The organism is Pseudomonas sp. SA233 (assembly GCF_054792385.1).
The window spans coordinates 110,322-125,514 of record NZ_CP096450.1 but is presented as its reverse complement, the minus strand read 5'-3'; the positions used below and the strand labels follow the sequence as shown (position 1 = coordinate 125,514).

Annotated in this window: 17 protein-coding genes and 5 pseudogenes; 11 read left to right on the top strand and 11 right to left on the bottom strand. The window is 60.2% G+C overall.

The features are described 5' to 3' along the window. The first annotated feature begins 1 nt into the window (after window position 1). On the top strand, window positions 2-1,438 hold the full coding sequence (locus tag M1D87_RS27155; protein ID WP_421091837.1) for an NAD(P)(+) transhydrogenase (Re/Si-specific) subunit beta: 1,437 nt from the start codon (window positions 2-4) through the stop codon (window positions 1,436-1,438). A 328-nt stretch (window positions 1,439-1,766) separates the two neighbouring features. Here the strand turns inward: M1D87_RS27155 and M1D87_RS27150 are convergent, their stop codons facing one another. After that, window positions 1,767-2,666, bottom strand: coding sequence for a LysR family transcriptional regulator (locus M1D87_RS27150; RefSeq protein ID WP_144000611.1), 900 nt, complete (start codon window positions 2,664-2,666; stop codon window positions 1,767-1,769). 106 nt (window positions 2,667-2,772) lie between these two features. Between M1D87_RS27150 and M1D87_RS27145 the strand changes: the two genes are divergently transcribed. Genes M1D87_RS27145 through M1D87_RS27135 form a run of 3 tightly spaced genes read left to right on the top strand, consistent with a single transcriptional unit; the run spans window position 2,773 to window position 4,915 of the window. After that, window positions 2,773-3,402 carry an NADPH-dependent F420 reductase gene (locus M1D87_RS27145; RefSeq protein WP_144000612.1) on the top strand — a complete coding sequence of 210 codons (630 nt, stop codon included), beginning with the start codon at window positions 2,773-2,775 and terminating at the stop codon, window positions 3,400-3,402. A 20-nt stretch (window positions 3,403-3,422) separates the two neighbouring features. Continuing rightward, window positions 3,423-4,247: a dioxygenase family protein gene (locus M1D87_RS27140; protein WP_144000613.1), complete on the top strand. Its 825-nt coding sequence runs from the start codon at window positions 3,423-3,425 to the stop codon at window positions 4,245-4,247. Further along, window positions 4,244-4,915, top strand: a complete 672-nt coding sequence (locus M1D87_RS27135; RefSeq protein ID WP_144000614.1) for an alpha/beta hydrolase — start codon at window positions 4,244-4,246, stop codon at window positions 4,913-4,915. Before M1D87_RS27140 ends, M1D87_RS27135 begins: the two co-directional genes overlap by 4 nt. 32 nt (window positions 4,916-4,947) lie before the next feature. Here the strand turns inward: M1D87_RS27135 and M1D87_RS27130 are convergent. After that, window positions 4,948-5,342 (bottom strand): annotated as a pseudogene (locus M1D87_RS27130) (ATP-binding protein); the annotation flags it as partial. After that, a pseudogene (locus M1D87_RS27125) lies at window positions 5,339-5,820 on the bottom strand (IS21 family transposase); the annotation flags it as partial. The pseudogenes M1D87_RS27125 and M1D87_RS27130, both read right to left, overlap by 4 nt. A 455-nt stretch (window positions 5,821-6,275) precedes the next feature. On the opposite strand from M1D87_RS27125, the gene M1D87_RS27120 reads away from it, so the two are divergent. Beyond that, the gene (locus tag M1D87_RS27120; protein WP_090348214.1) at window positions 6,276-7,526 is read left to right on the top strand and encodes an FAD-dependent monooxygenase; all 1,251 of its coding nucleotides are present in this window, start codon (window positions 6,276-6,278) and stop codon (window positions 7,524-7,526) included. Between the two features lie 330 nt (window positions 7,527-7,856). Here M1D87_RS27120 and M1D87_RS27115 read toward each other — a convergent pair whose 3' ends face one another. The 3 genes from M1D87_RS27115 to M1D87_RS27105 all read right to left on the bottom strand — a co-directional run bounded on the left by M1D87_RS27115 (window position 7,857) and on the right by M1D87_RS27105 (window position 10,021). Further along, a complete protein-coding gene (locus tag M1D87_RS27115) occupies window positions 7,857-8,210 on the bottom strand; it encodes a putative quinol monooxygenase (RefSeq protein ID WP_144000615.1) in 354 nt (117 codons plus the stop codon). Window positions 8,211-8,290: 80 nt separating this feature from the next. Continuing rightward, entirely contained in the window at window positions 8,291-9,178 is an 888-nt protein-coding gene (locus M1D87_RS27110) for an NAD-dependent epimerase/dehydratase family protein (RefSeq protein ID WP_144000635.1), read from the bottom strand. A 138-nt stretch (window positions 9,179-9,316) separates the two neighbouring features. Then, window positions 9,317-10,021, bottom strand: coding sequence for an SDR family NAD(P)-dependent oxidoreductase (locus tag M1D87_RS27105; protein WP_144000616.1), 705 nt, complete (start codon window positions 10,019-10,021; stop codon window positions 9,317-9,319). Between the two features lie 153 nt (window positions 10,022-10,174). Between M1D87_RS27105 and M1D87_RS27100 the strand changes: the two genes are divergently transcribed. Further along, a complete protein-coding gene (locus M1D87_RS27100; RefSeq protein WP_144000617.1) occupies window positions 10,175-11,074 on the top strand; it encodes a LysR family transcriptional regulator in 900 nt (299 codons plus the stop codon). A 130-nt stretch (window positions 11,075-11,204) separates the two neighbouring features. Here M1D87_RS27100 and M1D87_RS27095 read toward each other — a convergent pair whose 3' ends face one another. Continuing rightward, window positions 11,205-11,513 carry a hypothetical protein gene (locus tag M1D87_RS27095; protein WP_144000618.1) on the bottom strand — a complete coding sequence of 103 codons (309 nt, stop codon included), beginning with the start codon at window positions 11,511-11,513 and terminating at the stop codon, window positions 11,205-11,207. A gap of 165 nt (window positions 11,514-11,678) precedes the next feature. Between M1D87_RS27095 and M1D87_RS27090 the strand changes: the two are divergent. From M1D87_RS27090 to M1D87_RS27080, 3 genes and pseudogenes are all read left to right on the top strand, one after another. Further along, a pseudogene (locus M1D87_RS27090) lies at window positions 11,679-11,912 on the top strand (hypothetical protein); the annotation flags it as partial. Between the two features lie 50 nt (window positions 11,913-11,962). Next, a complete protein-coding gene (locus M1D87_RS27085; protein ID WP_144000619.1) occupies window positions 11,963-12,553 on the top strand; it encodes a DUF6088 family protein in 591 nt (196 codons plus the stop codon). Window positions 12,554-12,616: 63 nt separating this feature from the next. Further along, complete coding sequence (locus tag M1D87_RS27080) at window positions 12,617-12,835, top strand: BPSL0761 family protein (protein WP_144000620.1); 219 nt, start codon at window positions 12,617-12,619, stop codon at window positions 12,833-12,835. A 96-nt stretch (window positions 12,836-12,931) separates the two neighbouring features. Here M1D87_RS27080 and M1D87_RS27075 read toward each other — a convergent pair. From M1D87_RS27075 to M1D87_RS27060, 4 genes and pseudogenes are all read right to left on the bottom strand, one after another. Next, window positions 12,932-13,003, bottom strand: a pseudogene (locus tag M1D87_RS27075) (helix-turn-helix domain-containing protein); the annotation flags it as partial. Between the two features lie 148 nt (window positions 13,004-13,151). After that, window positions 13,152-13,517: a histone-like nucleoid-structuring protein, MvaT/MvaU family gene (locus M1D87_RS27070; protein WP_144000621.1), complete on the bottom strand. Its 366-nt coding sequence runs from the start codon at window positions 13,515-13,517 to the stop codon at window positions 13,152-13,154. Window positions 13,518-13,563: 46 nt separating this feature from the next. Further along, window positions 13,564-13,773: pseudogene (locus M1D87_RS27065) on the bottom strand (recombinase family protein); the annotation flags it as partial. Between the two features lie 247 nt (window positions 13,774-14,020). Then, the gene (locus tag M1D87_RS27060) at window positions 14,021-14,308 is read right to left on the bottom strand and encodes a helix-turn-helix domain-containing protein (protein WP_144000622.1); all 288 of its coding nucleotides are present in this window, start codon (window positions 14,306-14,308) and stop codon (window positions 14,021-14,023) included. Window positions 14,309-14,394: 86 nt separating this feature from the next. Here M1D87_RS27060 and M1D87_RS27055 point away from each other — a divergent pair, with 86 nt between their 5' ends. Then, entirely contained in the window at window positions 14,395-14,844 is a 450-nt protein-coding gene (locus M1D87_RS27055) for a hypothetical protein (RefSeq protein ID WP_144000623.1), read from the top strand. 74 nt (window positions 14,845-14,918) lie between these two features. Then, a complete protein-coding gene (locus tag M1D87_RS27050) occupies window positions 14,919-15,179 on the top strand; it encodes an AbrB/MazE/SpoVT family DNA-binding domain-containing protein (protein WP_144000624.1) in 261 nt (86 codons plus the stop codon). Window positions 15,180-15,193 lie beyond the last annotated feature (14 nt).

Sequence of the window (15,193 nt, the reverse complement as noted above, 5' to 3'; positions counted from 1 at the left end):
GATGAGTATGAACCTGATCACCCTGCTGTACCTGGTGGCGTCCATCTGCTTCATCCAGGCGCTCAAGGGCCTGTCGCACCCGACCAGCTCGCGGCGCGGCAACCTGTTCGGCATGGTCGGCATGGCCATCGCCGTGCTCACCACCGTCGGCCTGATCTACAAGCTCGGCGCGCTGATGGGCGAAGGCGCCGGTATCGGCTACGTGATCCTCGGCCTGCTGCTCGGCGGCAGCGCCGGCACGATCATGGCCAAGCGCGTGGAGATGACCAAGATGCCCGAACTGGTCGCCTTCATGCACAGCATGATCGGCCTGGCCGCGGTGTTCATCGCCGTGGCGGCCGTGGTGGAGCCGCAGTCGCTGGGCATCGTTGCGCAGCTGGGCGACGCCATTCCGGCCGGCAACCGCCTGGAGCTGTTCCTCGGTGCAGCCATCGGCGCCATCACCTTCTCCGGTTCGGTGATCGCCTTCGGCAAGCTGTCCGGCAAATACAAGCTCCGCCTGTTCCAGGGCGCCCCGGTGCAGTTCGCCGGCCAGCACTGGCTGAACCTGGCGGTCGGTCTCGCCATCCTCGGCCTCGGCCTGGCCTTCACCTTCAGCGGTGATCTCACGGCGTTTGCCGTGCTGGTGGCGCTGGCCTTCGTCATCGGCGTGCTGATCATCATCCCGATCGGCGGCGCCGACATGCCGGTGGTGGTGTCGATGCTCAACAGCTACTCGGGCTGGGCGGCGGCCGGCATCGGCTTCTCGCTGAACAACTCGATGCTGATCATCGCCGGTTCGCTGGTGGGTTCGAGCGGTGCGATCCTCTCCTACATCATGTGCAAGGCGATGAACCGCTCGTTCTTCAACGTGATCCTCGGCGGCTTCGGCGCCGAAGCCGGTGCGGTAGTGGCCGGCAGCCAGGAGCAGCGCCCGGTGAAGAGCGGCTCGGCGGATGATGCCGCCTTCCTCCTCGGCAATGCCGACACGGTGATCATCGTCCCCGGCTACGGCCTGGCGGTGGCGCGCGCCCAGCACGCGCTGATGGAGCTGACCGAGAAGCTGACCCACCGCGGCGTCACCGTGAAGTACGCCATCCACCCGGTGGCCGGGCGCATGCCGGGGCACATGAACGTGCTGCTGGCCGAGGCCGAGGTGCCCTACGAGCAGGTGTTCGAGATGGAGGACATCAACCCCGAGTTCGGCCAGGCCGACGTGGTGCTGGTGCTCGGCGCCAACGACGTGGTCAACCCGTCGGCGAAGACCGATCCGAAGTCGCCGATCGCCGGCATGCCGATCCTCGATGCGTACAAGGCGCGCACCGTGATCGTCAACAAGCGCTCGATGGCCAGCGGCTACGCCGGCCTGGACAACGAACTGTTCTACATGGACAAGACCATGATGGTGTTCGGCGACGCCAAGAAGGTGGTCGAGGACATGGTCAAGGCGGTGGACTGAACCGTTGTGTCGGACAGCCGGTGCCGTCTTTGGGCTGCGCCGGCTTTTTTGCGTGTACGGGCAACCTGGAGTTGTGACTGAATCAGCACCTATGATTTGAGGAGTGGTTTTCCTTGCTGAGCTAGATTTCCCTGCGTACCTTGCAAGCAGCTTGAAGCCGATGAAGGCAACCCCCTTCAAGCCCTTTGGAGTCTAGATCAGCATCGCGCCTCTGCGCCGTGATTAGCCCACCTGCCGCTCCAGGTACTCGCACACGTCCACAATGCAGCCCTCTCCTGACCTGATCATCAGACGCCTTGGAAACCCTTAGCCAAGGCGTCCGCCCCCGTCAATCGCCCCAGTTGGTCTCGCTGAAACGCTCAGCCAGATAGTTGATGAGTGCTCGGACCTTCGGCGCCAGTTGCTTGCGTGAAGGGTATACCGCATAGATGCCGAGTTCGACAGAGCGATACTCCGGGAGAATTTCCACCAACTCCCCCCGACGCAGGTCATCGTGAAGCATGAAGCTGGGCTGCAACAAGATCCCGCCACCATCGAGGGCAATCGCTCGACAGGTATCACCGTTGTTGCAACGCACCGCAGGGCGCGTCTGCACGCGAGTCTCACCATGCGGACCTGTGAAACTCCACTCATTGCGGGTCGCAAAATTGCTGTAGGCGATCACTTTATGGGCGGCGAGATCAGCCGGGCTCGACAGTGGCGCATGCCTGGCCAAGTAAGCTGGCGCAGCGCAAAGGCGCATTCGCGTGGCCGCAAGGCGTCGCCCGACCAGCGATGAGCTTTCCAGGCGGGCGATGCGCACCGCCATATCAAACCCTTCATCAACAAGGTCCACAACCCGATCATTCAGGGTGATATCCAGTTCAATCTTCGGGTATGCATTCATGAAGCCGGCCCACAGCGGCGCCAGGTGCTGCACGCCAAAGCTGACCGGCGCGTTGACGCGCAACAGGCCGCTGGGCACCAGTGAACCGGAGGACACCGAACTCTCGGCCTGCTCCATCAAGCCGAGCACTTCTCGTGCCTGATGGTAGAAAGCCCGCCCTTCTTCGGTCAGAGAAAGCCGGCGTGTGGTGCGATGCAGAAGGCGGGCACCAAGACGCGCCTCCAGCGCATTGACGTGTCGCGAGACCGCCGCCTTGGACATATTCAACGGCTCTACCGCAGCGATGAAGCTGCCTTTTTCAACGACCGTGCAGAACACCTGCATTTCCAGTGCGCGATCCATATTTGTCTCACTAATCGGAACTATAAGTCACATTCAACCACCTTTATCTCGGCTGATGAACCTATAAACTGAGCCCACCTTTCAGCGAACTCCTCAAGAGGCTGGCATGAACATTACGCTTATCGGCAGTGGCAACATGGGTTCCGCCTTCGCCCGTCAACTGTCCCGGGCGGGGCACAAAGTCCGCATTACGGGGCGCGACCTCAGTAAGGCGCAGGCGCTTGCCAACCAATACCCTCAGATCGAGGCCTACCCTGCTGCACAGGCCCTGGGAGACAGCGAGGTAGTCATAGTCGCTACCGCCTATACCGACGCCATCGAGGCGCTGCGTAGCTTGGGCGATCTCAGCGGCAAGGTGGTGATCGACATCACTAACCCGCTAACCCCGGACTACATGGGTCTGACCATCGGCCACAGTAGCAGTGCAGCCGAAGAGATCGCCAAGGCATTCCCCAATATTCAGCTGGTCAAGGCATTCAACACCCTGTTCGCCCAGGTGCTGGCCGATGGCCCGATTTTCGCCAACGGTCAGCGCAGCAGTGTGCTCGTCGCCAGCAACAGCGAGCGCGCGAAGCAGACAGCCATTTCCCTGGCCCAGAGCCTTGGCTTCGACGTTATCGATGCCGGCGGTCTGACCAACGCGCGCTACCTCGAGCCACTCGCGGGCCTGAACATCTACCTGGGTTATGGGGCTGGGATGGGCACATCCATCGCCCCCACCTGGATTCACAAGTAACTGCAACCGGAGCCAACAGCATGTGTCACGCTTACCCCGTACTGTTCGTCTCCCACGGCGCCCCGACCTTCGCCCTTGACCCCGGCATTGCCGGAGCGCGCTTGGCCGAACTGGGGCGCGACTTGTCGCGTCCGACGGCGATCCTGGTGGTCTCCCCGCACTGGATGACCCGAGGCAGTGTGCGCATCAGCAGCAGTGCCGCGCCGGAGACCATTCACGACTTTGGCGGTTTTCCGGAGGCCTTGTACAGGCTCAGCTATCCGGCGCCTGGAAACCCGGATCTGGCGGAGCGGATCCGCGGACTGCTGAGCGATGCAGGCTTCCCGGCAATCACCGATCCCCGCCGGGGACTCGACCATGGGGCCTGGGTTCCCCTGCTCCACCTGGTGCCGGCAGCTGATATTCCAGTCGTTCAGGTTTCCCTTCCGCTCCCGCTCGACCCGGCAGGGGCCTGGCGTTTCGGACAGGCCATGCAACCCTTGCGGGAAGCCGGTGTACTGATCATCTGCTCGGGAAGCCTGACTCACAATCTCTACGAGTTCCGTGGCCAGCACGGGCCTGCGTCGGACTATGTGACGCGCTTTGCCGACTGGACTGCCGATGCATTGCGAAAAGGCGATCTGCAGACACTGCTCGACTATCGGCAGAACGCCCCGGAAGCCGAACGAGCGCATCCTAGCGACGAGCACTTTCTACCGCTGTTCGTAGCCCTTGGTGCCGCCGGCAGTGACTATGAACTGGAGGTGCTAGAGGGGGGCGTAGCCTACGGCGTGCTGGCGATGGACAGCTACCTGTTCAGCACCCCGTCCCAACAGCCATTCACACACGAGACGATATCGCTATGACTCAAAACATCGCGTTCTCTGAATTGCAGCATGAACCGCAATCCGGCCTGTACTACCGACGCGCGACCAATTCTGATGTCCCTCGCGCGCGCCTGCTACTGCTCCACGGGGTAGGCGGCAACGAAAGCAACCTTGCTGGGCTCGCACGCTTCCTTCCACCTGCACTAGATCTAATTTTGCTGCGTGCGCCACTGCAGATCGCCCCGCAAGGCTTTGCCTGGTTCCAGGTCAACTTCACCAGTACAGGGCCGGTAATCCAGGCAGATCAAGCGGAGGCAAGCCGTAATCGGTTACTGCGCTTCATCCAGTCGCAACCCCAGATGCCGACGGTCATCGCCGGCTTCAGCCAGGGCGGCATCCTCAGCTCCAGTGTCGGACTGAGCGCCCCCAACTGTGTAGCGGGCTTCGGCTTGCTCAGCGGTCGGATACTGCCGGAGCTGGAGCCACACATTGCCCCTCGGGAAGCGTTGCGCTCCTTGTCCGCCTTCGTTGCTCACGGGAAGCATGACGACAAACTCCCGCTGAGCTGGGCCGAGCAGGCAGATGCATGGCTGGAGCGCTTGGGGGTCCCGCATCAGACCCACATTTATGACATGGGCCACGAAGTCATCAGTGAAGAAGTCAGCGATTTCGTCCAGTGGTTGCGACCACTTCTGAAGCTTGACTAATCCACCGCAGGAGAGAGAACCATGATCGATAAACGGGTCATGATGATGCTCTGCGTCGCCCGATAGCCCAGAGCAATGGCCAGATGCGCATTGGCGACTCCCGAGGGGCCGATCAGCACGATGTTCTCGGTACGCTCGACGAACGCCAGCACTGCCAACTCATGCAGCAGTGTCTTGGGCACGCCGGGACTGAAGCCGAAGTCGTACTCCTCCAGCATCTTGAACGCCGATAAACAGGCCATTCGCGTCAGCAGCTTGCAGCTGCGTTGCTGGCGAAAGCTCTGCTCGGTTCGCAGCAGTTGCGCCAGGAAGTCGCCGAAGCTGAACTCCTCCCTGCCTGCTGGGCCAGCACCGGGCAGTGATCGGCGACGCGCTCGAGCTTGAGGGCCGGGCACAGTTCGGCGATGCGCTGGTGTTGCAGGTTCATGCGCAGGCCTCCCGGATCGACTCGTAGAGCGACAGAGGATGCTGCAAGGACTCATGCGGTACGAGCCGTGGTCAGTCGCCCAGCAACGGTACCCACTCCTGCCGTGGGGCCTGCGGCAAGGATGGCAGCAGGCCCCGCTCCCAACGCCAGCGGTCAATCGGACGTTCACCGAGCGTAACGTGCACACGTACATTGGCCACTTCGACCAGTCAGTCGCCGACCAGTCGATTGGCCGTCCCGCAATCCATCAGCAGGCCCGCGGAGTTCACCCGGCTGCGCAAGGGTTTGTAGAAGCTCTCACGCAGGTAGGGGGGGGGAAGCGCTTGACCTTGCCCTTGGTGCGTGCCCAGTACGGGCAGCACAGGCGGATGCGAACGCCCAGGCCGTCGGCCATCTGGAACAGGCCGGGGTGGAAGCGGTGGCTGGCGTCGCCATAGGCGTCGCACTCCAGGACGACCGTCTTTATGTTGTCGAACAGCGCTGAACAACGCGCAACTAGGGCTCCTTGAGCTAGCGCCGGACGGTATTGCGGTACACGCCCAGCGTCGTGGCGATCTGCCGAATGCTGCGCCCCTAAGGGGGCAATACCCTGAACTCCACTGCTTGCTCCTGGGTCAACATGAGCATCCTCGACAAGGCCGCGAGGTTAGCCCAGGTGGGTCAGTTTTACATCGGCCTTGACAAATGCAGTTGCATACTCCCTCCACAATATTCATACCAGTGATGAAGGCTATACAACTTCGCTTATTTACTTATATAGCAGCCTTCTCTATTTTTCACCCAAGGCATCATTAATGGGAGTGTGGTCAGAGCGGGATCTCACGCCACGGCATGAGACGCTGCAACTCACCGCCCCTTGTTAAATGCCTCAGCATGATGCCATTCGTACCATATCAACTTTCGCCAACCCCTAATAATAAAGAGATAATAATTATGAATGAAAAAGAAACCAATAAAATACGCCGCATTGCTGTGGTCGGTGGCGGTATCGGTGGCTTGACCTTTGCGATTGCGATGCGCCACCACGGTATCGACGTTGACATATACGAGCAAGCGGAGGAATTGCGTGAGGTGGGTGCCGCGGTCGCATTATCCGCCAATGCCACGCGTTTTTATTACAACCACTGGGGTTTGGGCGAGGAGTTCGACGAGGCTGCGTTTGAAATTTCTGCTTTGATCTACCGGGACGGAAAAACTGGCCGTGAAATCGGCAGGCACGCCGGGGGGCAGGCGTATCGAGACCTTTTCGGCGGCCCCTATCTCGGCATCCACCGGGCCGAGTTGCAAAGGATTCTCTCCACCAAGGTGGGCATGGAACGCATCCACCTGAATAAACGCCTAGTAAATATCGATGATACTGGCGAACAGGTAGTGCTACATTTCAAGGATGGCAGCAAAGCGGAAGCTGATATAGTCATCGGTGCTGACGGAGTGCGTTCCACCGTACGGAATTTGATGCTCGGCTATGAGGATTACATATACGCGGGATACACAGCTTTTCGTGGGATTGTTCCAATCGATAAACTACCGAGCATGCCTGATCCGACCGCCATTCAATTCTGGATGGGTGAGTCCGGCCACTGTCTTCACTACCCGATCGGCGGAGACAGGAAAGGAGACATCAATTTCTTTCTCGTAGAACGCACTCCGACGACCTGGCCACTAAAACAGTCGACCGCGCCTACAGACGACGGCGAACAGCTACGCCTCTTCAAGGACTGGCATCCTGCTCTCGTCGAGATGATTGCTTCGAACACATTGAAGACAGTCAATCAGCGCTGGGGAATGGTTTATCGTATGACCCTTGGCCGCTGGAGCAAAGGTCGGGTAACGCTGCTCGGTGATGCCGCACATTCCCTAGTACCGCACCATGGACAGGGTGCCAACCAGTCGATCGAGGATGCCGTGGTCCTTGCTGACTGCATTGCCGCTGCGGGTTCCGCGTCGATTGCAGAAACCTTTGAACGTTACGAGCGACTGCGTCGTGGCCGGGCGCGCAAGGTTGTGTATGCGTCCGTGACCACTGGCGATATGTTGCACTTGCCACCGGGTGAAGAGAGGGATCGGCGCGATGCACGTCTTGCATCACATGATGCCATGCTGCATCACCTCGATTGGATCCACGGCTTCGACGCTAGCGATCTCAACGAGCCGGATGAACGCCAGGGCGGAACCTGGTTGTGATGCGGGCTTTCTACGTCACATCTGAATGTAATTTACCGTAGAAGACCTGTGGTGCAATGCTGCTCACATAAGCGGAGCAGCATTGCAATTAACCGGGAAGCGAGTCGTGGAAATCTTCACCATCCTGGGTCTTGATGGCCTAAGCCCTCTTGACGTTTCGCGCTGGAGGCCTTGAGGAAGAGAATCAAACCCGCAGAATTGAGGCTCCCGCAGTAACAAACCTGCGGGTTTGCAAATGCCCCCGATTGATGCTCAGTGACAAGCCTTGGTCGGAGCTGGAAAAAATACTGCTTCAACAAGCCAGGTCGTCTCCGCCCTGCCCCGCATCACTCAGCGAGTGAAGCCGTCGAACGGGGTCATGTAAACCGCACCGAAGCCATCCAAGCGTTTACGTGCCTTGGCGTCCGGGTTGCCATAGACAACCAGGCCGGTGACCGTAACCAGGTCAAGGAAGCGCTTGGCAAAAGGGGCGAAGGTCTGGTCGATGTGCGCAACTAACCCTTCGGAGCGATAGCGTTCGATGATGTGAACCGAACGCTGGTCGCTACTCACGCTGTACTCGTAGGTCAAGGTACCCGGTTCCTGGCGGGTGGCTTCGACGATCTCCGCGACCAGCGCCTTGAGGGCCGGAAAGTTTTTAGGCTCGAGACTCAGATTGAAGATATTGACGATTACATCGCTCATGGTTTGCCTTCGGTATTCGTGGTGAATGATTCAGGTCCCGTGACGCCGCATTTATTGAGGCGGGATTCAGACAACGCCGGTCAGATGTTTTCCAGGATCCATTGGATGACCGACGGGTGGCGGGGCTTCCAGCCGAGCTCCTCGCGAGCCCGCGTGGCGCGCACGCGGCTGTTCGAACCGAGCGAATAGCGCGCCTTGTTGAGCCCCCAATAGCTGATCGCTTCCGCTTCGGTCCATTGCTCGATACGAGAAATGCCGAGGCGCTGGGCGATAGACTGGGCTATCTCGGCAAAGGACGATTCGCCGTTCTCGACGAAATAGAATCCCCTCCCCTTCGCCTGCTCAAGCGTCAGCAGGTAAAGGTCGCTCATGTCCTCGACATGAATGGTCGACCAGCGATTGAGGCCCGGCCCGACCGTCCGGACCACACCGCTTTCCTGCGCCTGGCTGACCAGAGCCGGAACCTGCACGCTGTCGCGCTGCAAGCCTCTGCCCCGGCCATAGATCAGGCTGTTGCACAGCACGATGCCCCGCACCCCCTCGGTTTGGCAGACGAGAGTATCCAGAGCGTGGCGTGCGGACTTCTCCGGCATGACATCAAGAGGCGTGTGCTCGTCGTAGACCTTGCCATTGAGCCGGGCGCCTGCTGCCGCATCCCCCACAACGCTGGAGCCGCTGGTGTGCAGAAGCGCCTTGCCGCTCCCGGCGAGCGCCGCGAGCAGCGACTCCACCGCGCCACGGTGATCGCTGCTGGCTGCATTGATGACGGCGTCAGCGGCTCGCGCTTCCCGCATCAGCAGTTGAGTATCGTCGAGACCGCCATGTACGGGCTCGATACCGAGGGCACGCAGGGCGTCGAACTGTCCCTCATTTCGCGCCATGCCGCGCACCGAATGTCCCGCCTCAAGCAATCGCATCGCAACGGAACCGCCGATGTAGCCCGTGACCCCAGTGACAAAGACCTTCATGTATTTACCCTGCAGGCCTTTCAGGCCGCGTTTCTTCATGCCGGGCCAAGAAGGCGCGCGGGCAGACTTGACGGTTGCCGGACAATGTCCTTGCCTGGATCGCCAGAGGCGGGCGGGAAATGCCCGCCACCATAGCCATCACCAGGCGATTTCGTTGCCCTGGAAGTCGATGAAGAACACGCCAGCGTTACCCTGGCGTGCGGCAATGGCCTTGGCCATGCCATCGGTGCTGTCCTCGATCTCGACGGGAGCGTCTGGGCCTCCCATGTCAGTGCGTACCCAGCCCGGCATCATGGCAATGTAGGTCCGCTCATCCTTCTTGCGCGCGCTGAAACTGCGCAGAAGCGAGTTCAGTGCGGCCTTGCTGGCCCGATAGGACTCGTAGCCACCTTCAGTGTTGGTGCTGACGCTACCCAGGGCGGAAGACATGACGGCCACGACCCCCTCGGCAGGAACATTGGCACTGAAGGCTTCGAGCGCTCGCATAGGGCTGAGGGCGTTGGTCAGCATGAGGTGGGCAAACTCGTCGTTGCTGATCTGGCTGGACAGCTGCTGCGGATCGTCGCTCACACCGGCGACCACAAACAGCAGATCGAAAGTGGCACCTTTCAGCTTCTCGGCAAGCTGTTCGATCTGCTTCTGGTCATTGATGTCGAGCTGCTCCACACGCAGTGCCTGATAGGATTTCTCGGCCAGTTGCCCCAGACGAGTGTCCGGCCCCGGAGCACGCTCGGTCGCCAAGACTTTCCAGCCTTGCTCCAGGTATTTCTGAACCAGCCCGAGGCCGAGGCCTCGCGATGCGCCAAGGATCAGGGCGTGCTTCTGCTTGTCTGCAGTGGTCATTGATGACTCCGGTGGTAGATGGGGCTATCGAAGGGTGGCCCTTGTTCCAAGGCGCCAATCCTGATGGGGGATCATGCTATAGTCGACAAATATTCAGATAAACAGGCAAAAACTCTTAACTGAGTAGAAAATAAGTCAACATAAGAACGCCGAATGATGCAGATCGAATCGCTGAACGGAGTCATCACCTTCGTCACCGCCGCCCGCTCCTCCAGTTTCACCGAGGCCGCCGAGCATCTTGGCGTCTGCAAGTCGGCGGTGGGCAAGGCAATCTCCAGGCTGGAGGAACGGCTGGGAACCCAGTTGTTCCACCGCACGACCCGGCGCATTCGCCTCTCCGCCGACGGCGAGGCCTATTTCGCCGCCTGCGCGGCGGCACTGGATGAAATCAAGGGCGCCGAAGACAGCCTCGGCCCCAGGGCCAACGAGCCAGCCGGCCGCTTACGCGTGGACATGCCGGTGGCCTTCGGTCGGCAGGTGATCATGCCGATGCTGCTGTCACTGGCCAAACAGTTTCCGCGTCTGAAGTTGAGCCTCTCCTTCAGCGATCACCTGATCGATCCCATCGAGGAAGGTGTCGACCTGATGATCCGCTTCGGGGAAATCGGCGACCAGAGCAATCTGGTGGCGCGCAAGTTGGCAAGCCAGCGCTGGGTCATCTGCGGCTCTCCCGAATACCTTGCGAGACAGGGCTATCCCGACGGGCTACACAGCCTGGAGCGGCATGACTGCATCGTCGGTTTCAGGCGTGGATTGCCCTTGTCCTGGCGCCTTTGCAGCGAGGGTCAGAACATCCGCTTTACCCCGCCCTCCACCCACCAGTTCAGCGATGGCGCTGCCATGATCGACGCCACCCTGGCCGGCCTGGGCTTGTGCCAGATGCCGCTCTACCTGTTCCACCAGCACATCACTGCCGGACGACTGGTGGAGGTGCTGGCCGAACTGGAGCCCGATCCGGTGGACATCTACGCACTCTGGCCGAAGACCTCGCACCTGAGACCCAAGGTCCGTTATGTGGTCGACCAGTTGATCGAGCTCAGCAAGCACTGGTAAAGAGCGAGTCCGCTTGCTCAATGGCCTGTTGACTTTTCAAATGGGGAGCTAGAGGAGCGCACAGGCTACGGCTGCCATGCCTTTCTGTCGGTCGGAGGCCGCTCTCCCGAGACGAGAGTCGCCCCCCCCCTCACACGCGGATCCCACGGTTCGGCAGCAGACAGCCTGCATTGCGTTCACCCGGGTAAGGCTCAATACACTCCACCTCGTCAGCAAGTACCTGCTCCAGAACAGCCAACTCATCCGAGGCGGCCCGCATCCCCAAAAATCGGGTTGAGCCTGATAGCGTCAGCGGTCGATACCTCAGGATATCGATGTCGTCTGTGCGCGAACTACAGCCGCGGGCCTTGCCGAGCTTGAGCAGTCGAGGGTAGGGATGCAGACCACTTTGAATCCGGAGCAGAGTGCCGACTCCATCAAAGATGACCGCGATTGGCATAGACGAGCCTCTTGATGAGGCTGCCTGAGCACGTCAGACTGGAATCAACACCTTGGGATGCCATTCGCCCAGTGGGCCAGACAGCCCCCCCGCCCTCTGGGACTGGCACCTTTTCTTGGATAGCTCGCCGTCCCGGGCAAATGAACTCTCCTCCGCTTCACCTGGGAGTACGTGATGGTTCAGGTCAACAGCCAACCCGCCGAACAGGTGATGCACGGCCTGTTCCCCAAGGGCGTGGATGACATCGCGCTCGATGCCATGACCGACCATGAAAAGCTGTCGCTGGAATTGCTCGACAATGTGGCCAAGAGCCGGGCGCTCGCCAGGGTGATCTACAAGCTGCTGACGACGGCCAGCGGGTTGGGCGGCGGTGACAACACCGGCAAGTACGGCATGTAGATTTGGTTGGCGCCCATGAGCGGCACGCTCTCTGATCGCATGGATGCACCATGTCCATAGCCTCCACCCTCTGGCAACAGGTGAAATACCTGCCCAAGGGGCGACCGTTCAGCTCTCGACGTTTTGCAGGGCTGGGGGCACGCTCTGCTGTCGGCAAGGCGATAGCCCGGCTGGTGAGCGCTGGCGAGCTGGAGCGGATCACTCGCGGGATCTACATGCGGCCGAAGATCAGTCCGTATGTCGGCAGTGTCCGCCCCAGTGCCTTGGCCGTGATTCGGGTCATCGCCAAGCAGAATCACGAAACGATCCAGGTGCATGGTGCCGAGGCTGCAAGGGCATTTCATCTGAGCACCCAGATGCAAATACAGCCTGTGCTGTACACGAGCGGCTCCAGTCGAAAGATTCGAATCGGAGCCCTGACGATACGGCTCCGGCATGTTTCCCCAGAAAAGTTGCAGCATGCCGGAACCAAGGTGGGGCTGGCCCTTGTAGCGCTCTTCTACTTGGGCAGGAAAGGCGTGAATTCGACTTCAGTAACGAAGATCAAGAGCGAGCTGACGCCGGCCGAACTCAAGCAGTTGGCGGCCTGCAAAATGCCCGCCTGGATGAGCAAGGCCCTGGCTGGCCCTCCGCCGGCCTGACGCCATACACCAATGACCAAGCAGAGCACTTCAGCCAGATGAGATTTATGCAAGGAGAACGGAATGACGATGCCCAGTGAGCGCACCCGCTCGATCATTCAAACCCGAGAGTTTCTGGTCGATTTGTCTCGCGACAAGACACTGCCTGAGGCCGTGCGCACTGAGGCGCGTCGCCTGTTGCGTCATTACCCTACCGCCGATGAGGTGCTGCTGGCCGGGAAGATAGAAGAACAGCGTGACGATGGCCTGCTGTGGACTTTCCTGAGTTCCAGAATCGACTAGCCCCGTAACTCCCGCACTGGAGGCAAGCGGGAAGCTGGATCACAGCTCAGCATGCTGGCGCATATTGTACAGCTTCTCGACGGTGATGTTCACCTAGCCACGTTCGATGCGCCCCATGTAGCTGCGGTCGATGCTGCAGCCAAGCGCTGGGGCAGGTTCGAGGAGCACCTACTCGCGGGATGACTTTGCCGTCGAGCCAAGCTATCAGCTCAGCTTTTCGCAGCACTAACGGCCGCTGTTGTTGGCCTGCTTCTGAAGGTCGAGCAGCTGTCAGTCCCTGCCGGGGTGAGGCTGCCCGAAGCTTGGCCGCGTTGGCTCAGGCCAGTCGCCAGCCCTCCACCACTTCAGCACCAAACTCAGCCCTCCATGCCTTGAGCTGGGTATGGTTCGCACCCTTGGTCTCGATACGCTTGCCGGTAGCTGGCTGCACATACACCTTCACCTGGCGGGGGCGGCGCTGCTTCACGGAAGCCGGGGCAAGCGGCTCCAGCTCGACCGGCGGCGGATTGAGGATGGCTACCACCTTCGCCAGATCCATGCCGTAGTCCGCCATCAGCGCCTTAAGCTTGTCTTCGAACTCCATTTCGCGCCGGAGGCTGGCGTCGGCCTGCAGCTGTTCAAGCAAGGCCATCTGCTTCTGCAGCTCACGCTCGGCACGACGAAATTCGGCTAGTTTGGACATGTTCACTCCTTTGGGTTCGTAACAGAATCAAATTGGATACGGCCTGCTACTCGCCGGTTCGCAGGCGATCAGAGAGGCTGGTCCGGCTGATGCCGAACTCAGGAGCCAAGGCGGCCTTCGGCTCGTCCGCCTCGGTGCGATAGCGCAGCTCGGCTAACCTGGCGTCGCTCAGGGCATTCTTCCGGCCTCGGCAGGCGTCACATTGCTTGGCCAAGGCGATCCCCTCGCGCTGCAGCTCGCGGATCAGCGCGCGCTCTAAAATACATTATCGTAAGTTTTCGCCGCCCGACCGCCTCGCTAGTCTAACAACCTGAGCCGTGGGAACCGCAGGCAGCGCTCCGCCGTCGCCTCCCCTTGCGAAACTGCACTGATTTGCCCATCCAAATGCACAGCCATTGACCAGTGACTTCCCCCATTGACGCATTCAGCTGCGTTCAGCTCGGCCACGCCCCACTTGGCCTGCTGCTCGAACCCTTTAGTAGGTGCATCAGGATGGCGCTGTGTCAGGCAGACCGCTCGCTTTGAACAAGCTCCATGCGAATGCGGGAAAACAGATCGTCGATGGTGAGCGTTTCGTCCTGTAGCAGGTAGCAGTCGGCCAAGATCGTCAGCGGATGAACCCCCATGGCAGATGCAATCTCATGCACCTTCTCGACCGTAGGGCTCTTGAGCCCCCGCTCAAGCGTGCTTAGGTAGGTTCGGCTGCTGACGTTCGAGAAAGCCTCTTGTGGGAGTCCTTTACTCAGCCTCTGCCGCTTCAGGGCGGTACCGAATGCCTGTTTCAGTTCCATTTGCTGCTCTCGCAAAAGGAACGATAAGGCCCCATTGAACACTATAGAGCTACAATCTATAGTGTTCATTTTGTGGGGCGAAGGCCATGTTTGTGACATACCGCCAGGCAGAAATGCCTCTGGGAAGGCTGTTTGGGGACGAGAACTCTCTCCATTGGCGCTATGTGGAGCTATCTCTCAGGTGCCCCTGGTTCTACACCACCATCGGGTATGTAGCCGGTGAGGAGAGCTTCACCAGGACGTTGCTGATCCCATCCCCGCCAGAGCTTGAGCGGCTGCTCAGCGAGCAGCACGATCGCATGTGGGTTGAAGAAGTGATGCTAGTCAGCCCCGGCTACATGAATGGCAGTGATGGCTGGAAAATGGAGCGTCTACAGGAGCTTCGTGTGGATGTTGACGATAGAGATGGGTACTCAAATTACGTCCACGTGATCGAGGGTGGCCATTGCTACATAGAAGGGACATGCTCTGATCTGTCTCGGCTGCGAACTGAGCGCGCTATTTTCTCAGCTGCCGAGGACATACGGACGGCCTGAGCGGTGGGAACCGCGAACAGCGCTCCGCCGTCGCCTCCCCCTGCGGAAACCTCTATTACAGAAGGAATTCGGCCATGCCGATCAACCTACCGATCGAAGACTGGGACGGGGAACCAGCCCTGCGCCTCCCCGACGAAGTTCTGCAGCGGCTCGATCTTCAAGTTGGAGACTCGCTGTACTTGGTCGAGGCTTGGGTCGGCGACGGTCCACGCCTCGTCCTGTCGAAGACGCCCAAGATTCCGGATCGCATCGACGCCCTGGTCGCCCAGTGGGAGCGAGAACTCGCCGAGGAACTGGCGGAGTCGGCGCCACCGGAGTCAGCCAAGGATGAATGAGCTGATTCCAACGA

Coding starts and splice junctions, on each gene's coding strand:
- M1D87_RS27155 (WP_421091837.1), top strand. CDS start 2: ATGAGTATGAACCTGATCACCCTGCTGTACCTGGTGGCGTCCATCTGC.
- M1D87_RS27150 (WP_144000611.1), bottom strand. CDS start 2,666: ATGGATCGCGCACTGGAAATGCAGGTGTTCTGCACGGTCGTTGAAAAA.
- M1D87_RS27145 (WP_144000612.1), top strand. CDS start 2,773: ATGAACATTACGCTTATCGGCAGTGGCAACATGGGTTCCGCCTTCGCC.
- M1D87_RS27140 (WP_144000613.1), top strand. CDS start 3,423: ATGTGTCACGCTTACCCCGTACTGTTCGTCTCCCACGGCGCCCCGACC.
- M1D87_RS27135 (WP_144000614.1), top strand. CDS start 4,244: ATGACTCAAAACATCGCGTTCTCTGAATTGCAGCATGAACCGCAATCC.
- M1D87_RS27120 (WP_090348214.1), top strand. CDS start 6,276: ATGAATGAAAAAGAAACCAATAAAATACGCCGCATTGCTGTGGTCGGT.
- M1D87_RS27115 (WP_144000615.1), bottom strand. CDS start 8,210: ATGAGCGATGTAATCGTCAATATCTTCAATCTGAGTCTCGAGCCTAAA.
- M1D87_RS27110 (WP_144000635.1), bottom strand. CDS start 9,178: ATGAAGGTCTTTGTCACTGGGGTCACGGGCTACATCGGCGGTTCCGTT.
- M1D87_RS27105 (WP_144000616.1), bottom strand. CDS start 10,021: ATGACCACTGCAGACAAGCAGAAGCACGCCCTGATCCTTGGCGCATCG.
- M1D87_RS27100 (WP_144000617.1), top strand. CDS start 10,175: ATGATGCAGATCGAATCGCTGAACGGAGTCATCACCTTCGTCACCGCC.
- M1D87_RS27095 (WP_144000618.1), bottom strand. CDS start 11,513: ATGCCAATCGCGGTCATCTTTGATGGAGTCGGCACTCTGCTCCGGATT.
- M1D87_RS27085 (WP_144000619.1), top strand. CDS start 11,963: ATGTCCATAGCCTCCACCCTCTGGCAACAGGTGAAATACCTGCCCAAG.
- M1D87_RS27080 (WP_144000620.1), top strand. CDS start 12,617: ATGACGATGCCCAGTGAGCGCACCCGCTCGATCATTCAAACCCGAGAG.
- M1D87_RS27070 (WP_144000621.1), bottom strand. CDS start 13,517: ATGTCCAAACTAGCCGAATTTCGTCGTGCCGAGCGTGAGCTGCAGAAG.
- M1D87_RS27060 (WP_144000622.1), bottom strand. CDS start 14,308: ATGGAACTGAAACAGGCATTCGGTACCGCCCTGAAGCGGCAGAGGCTG.
- M1D87_RS27055 (WP_144000623.1), top strand. CDS start 14,395: ATGTTTGTGACATACCGCCAGGCAGAAATGCCTCTGGGAAGGCTGTTT.
- M1D87_RS27050 (WP_144000624.1), top strand. CDS start 14,919: ATGCCGATCAACCTACCGATCGAAGACTGGGACGGGGAACCAGCCCTG.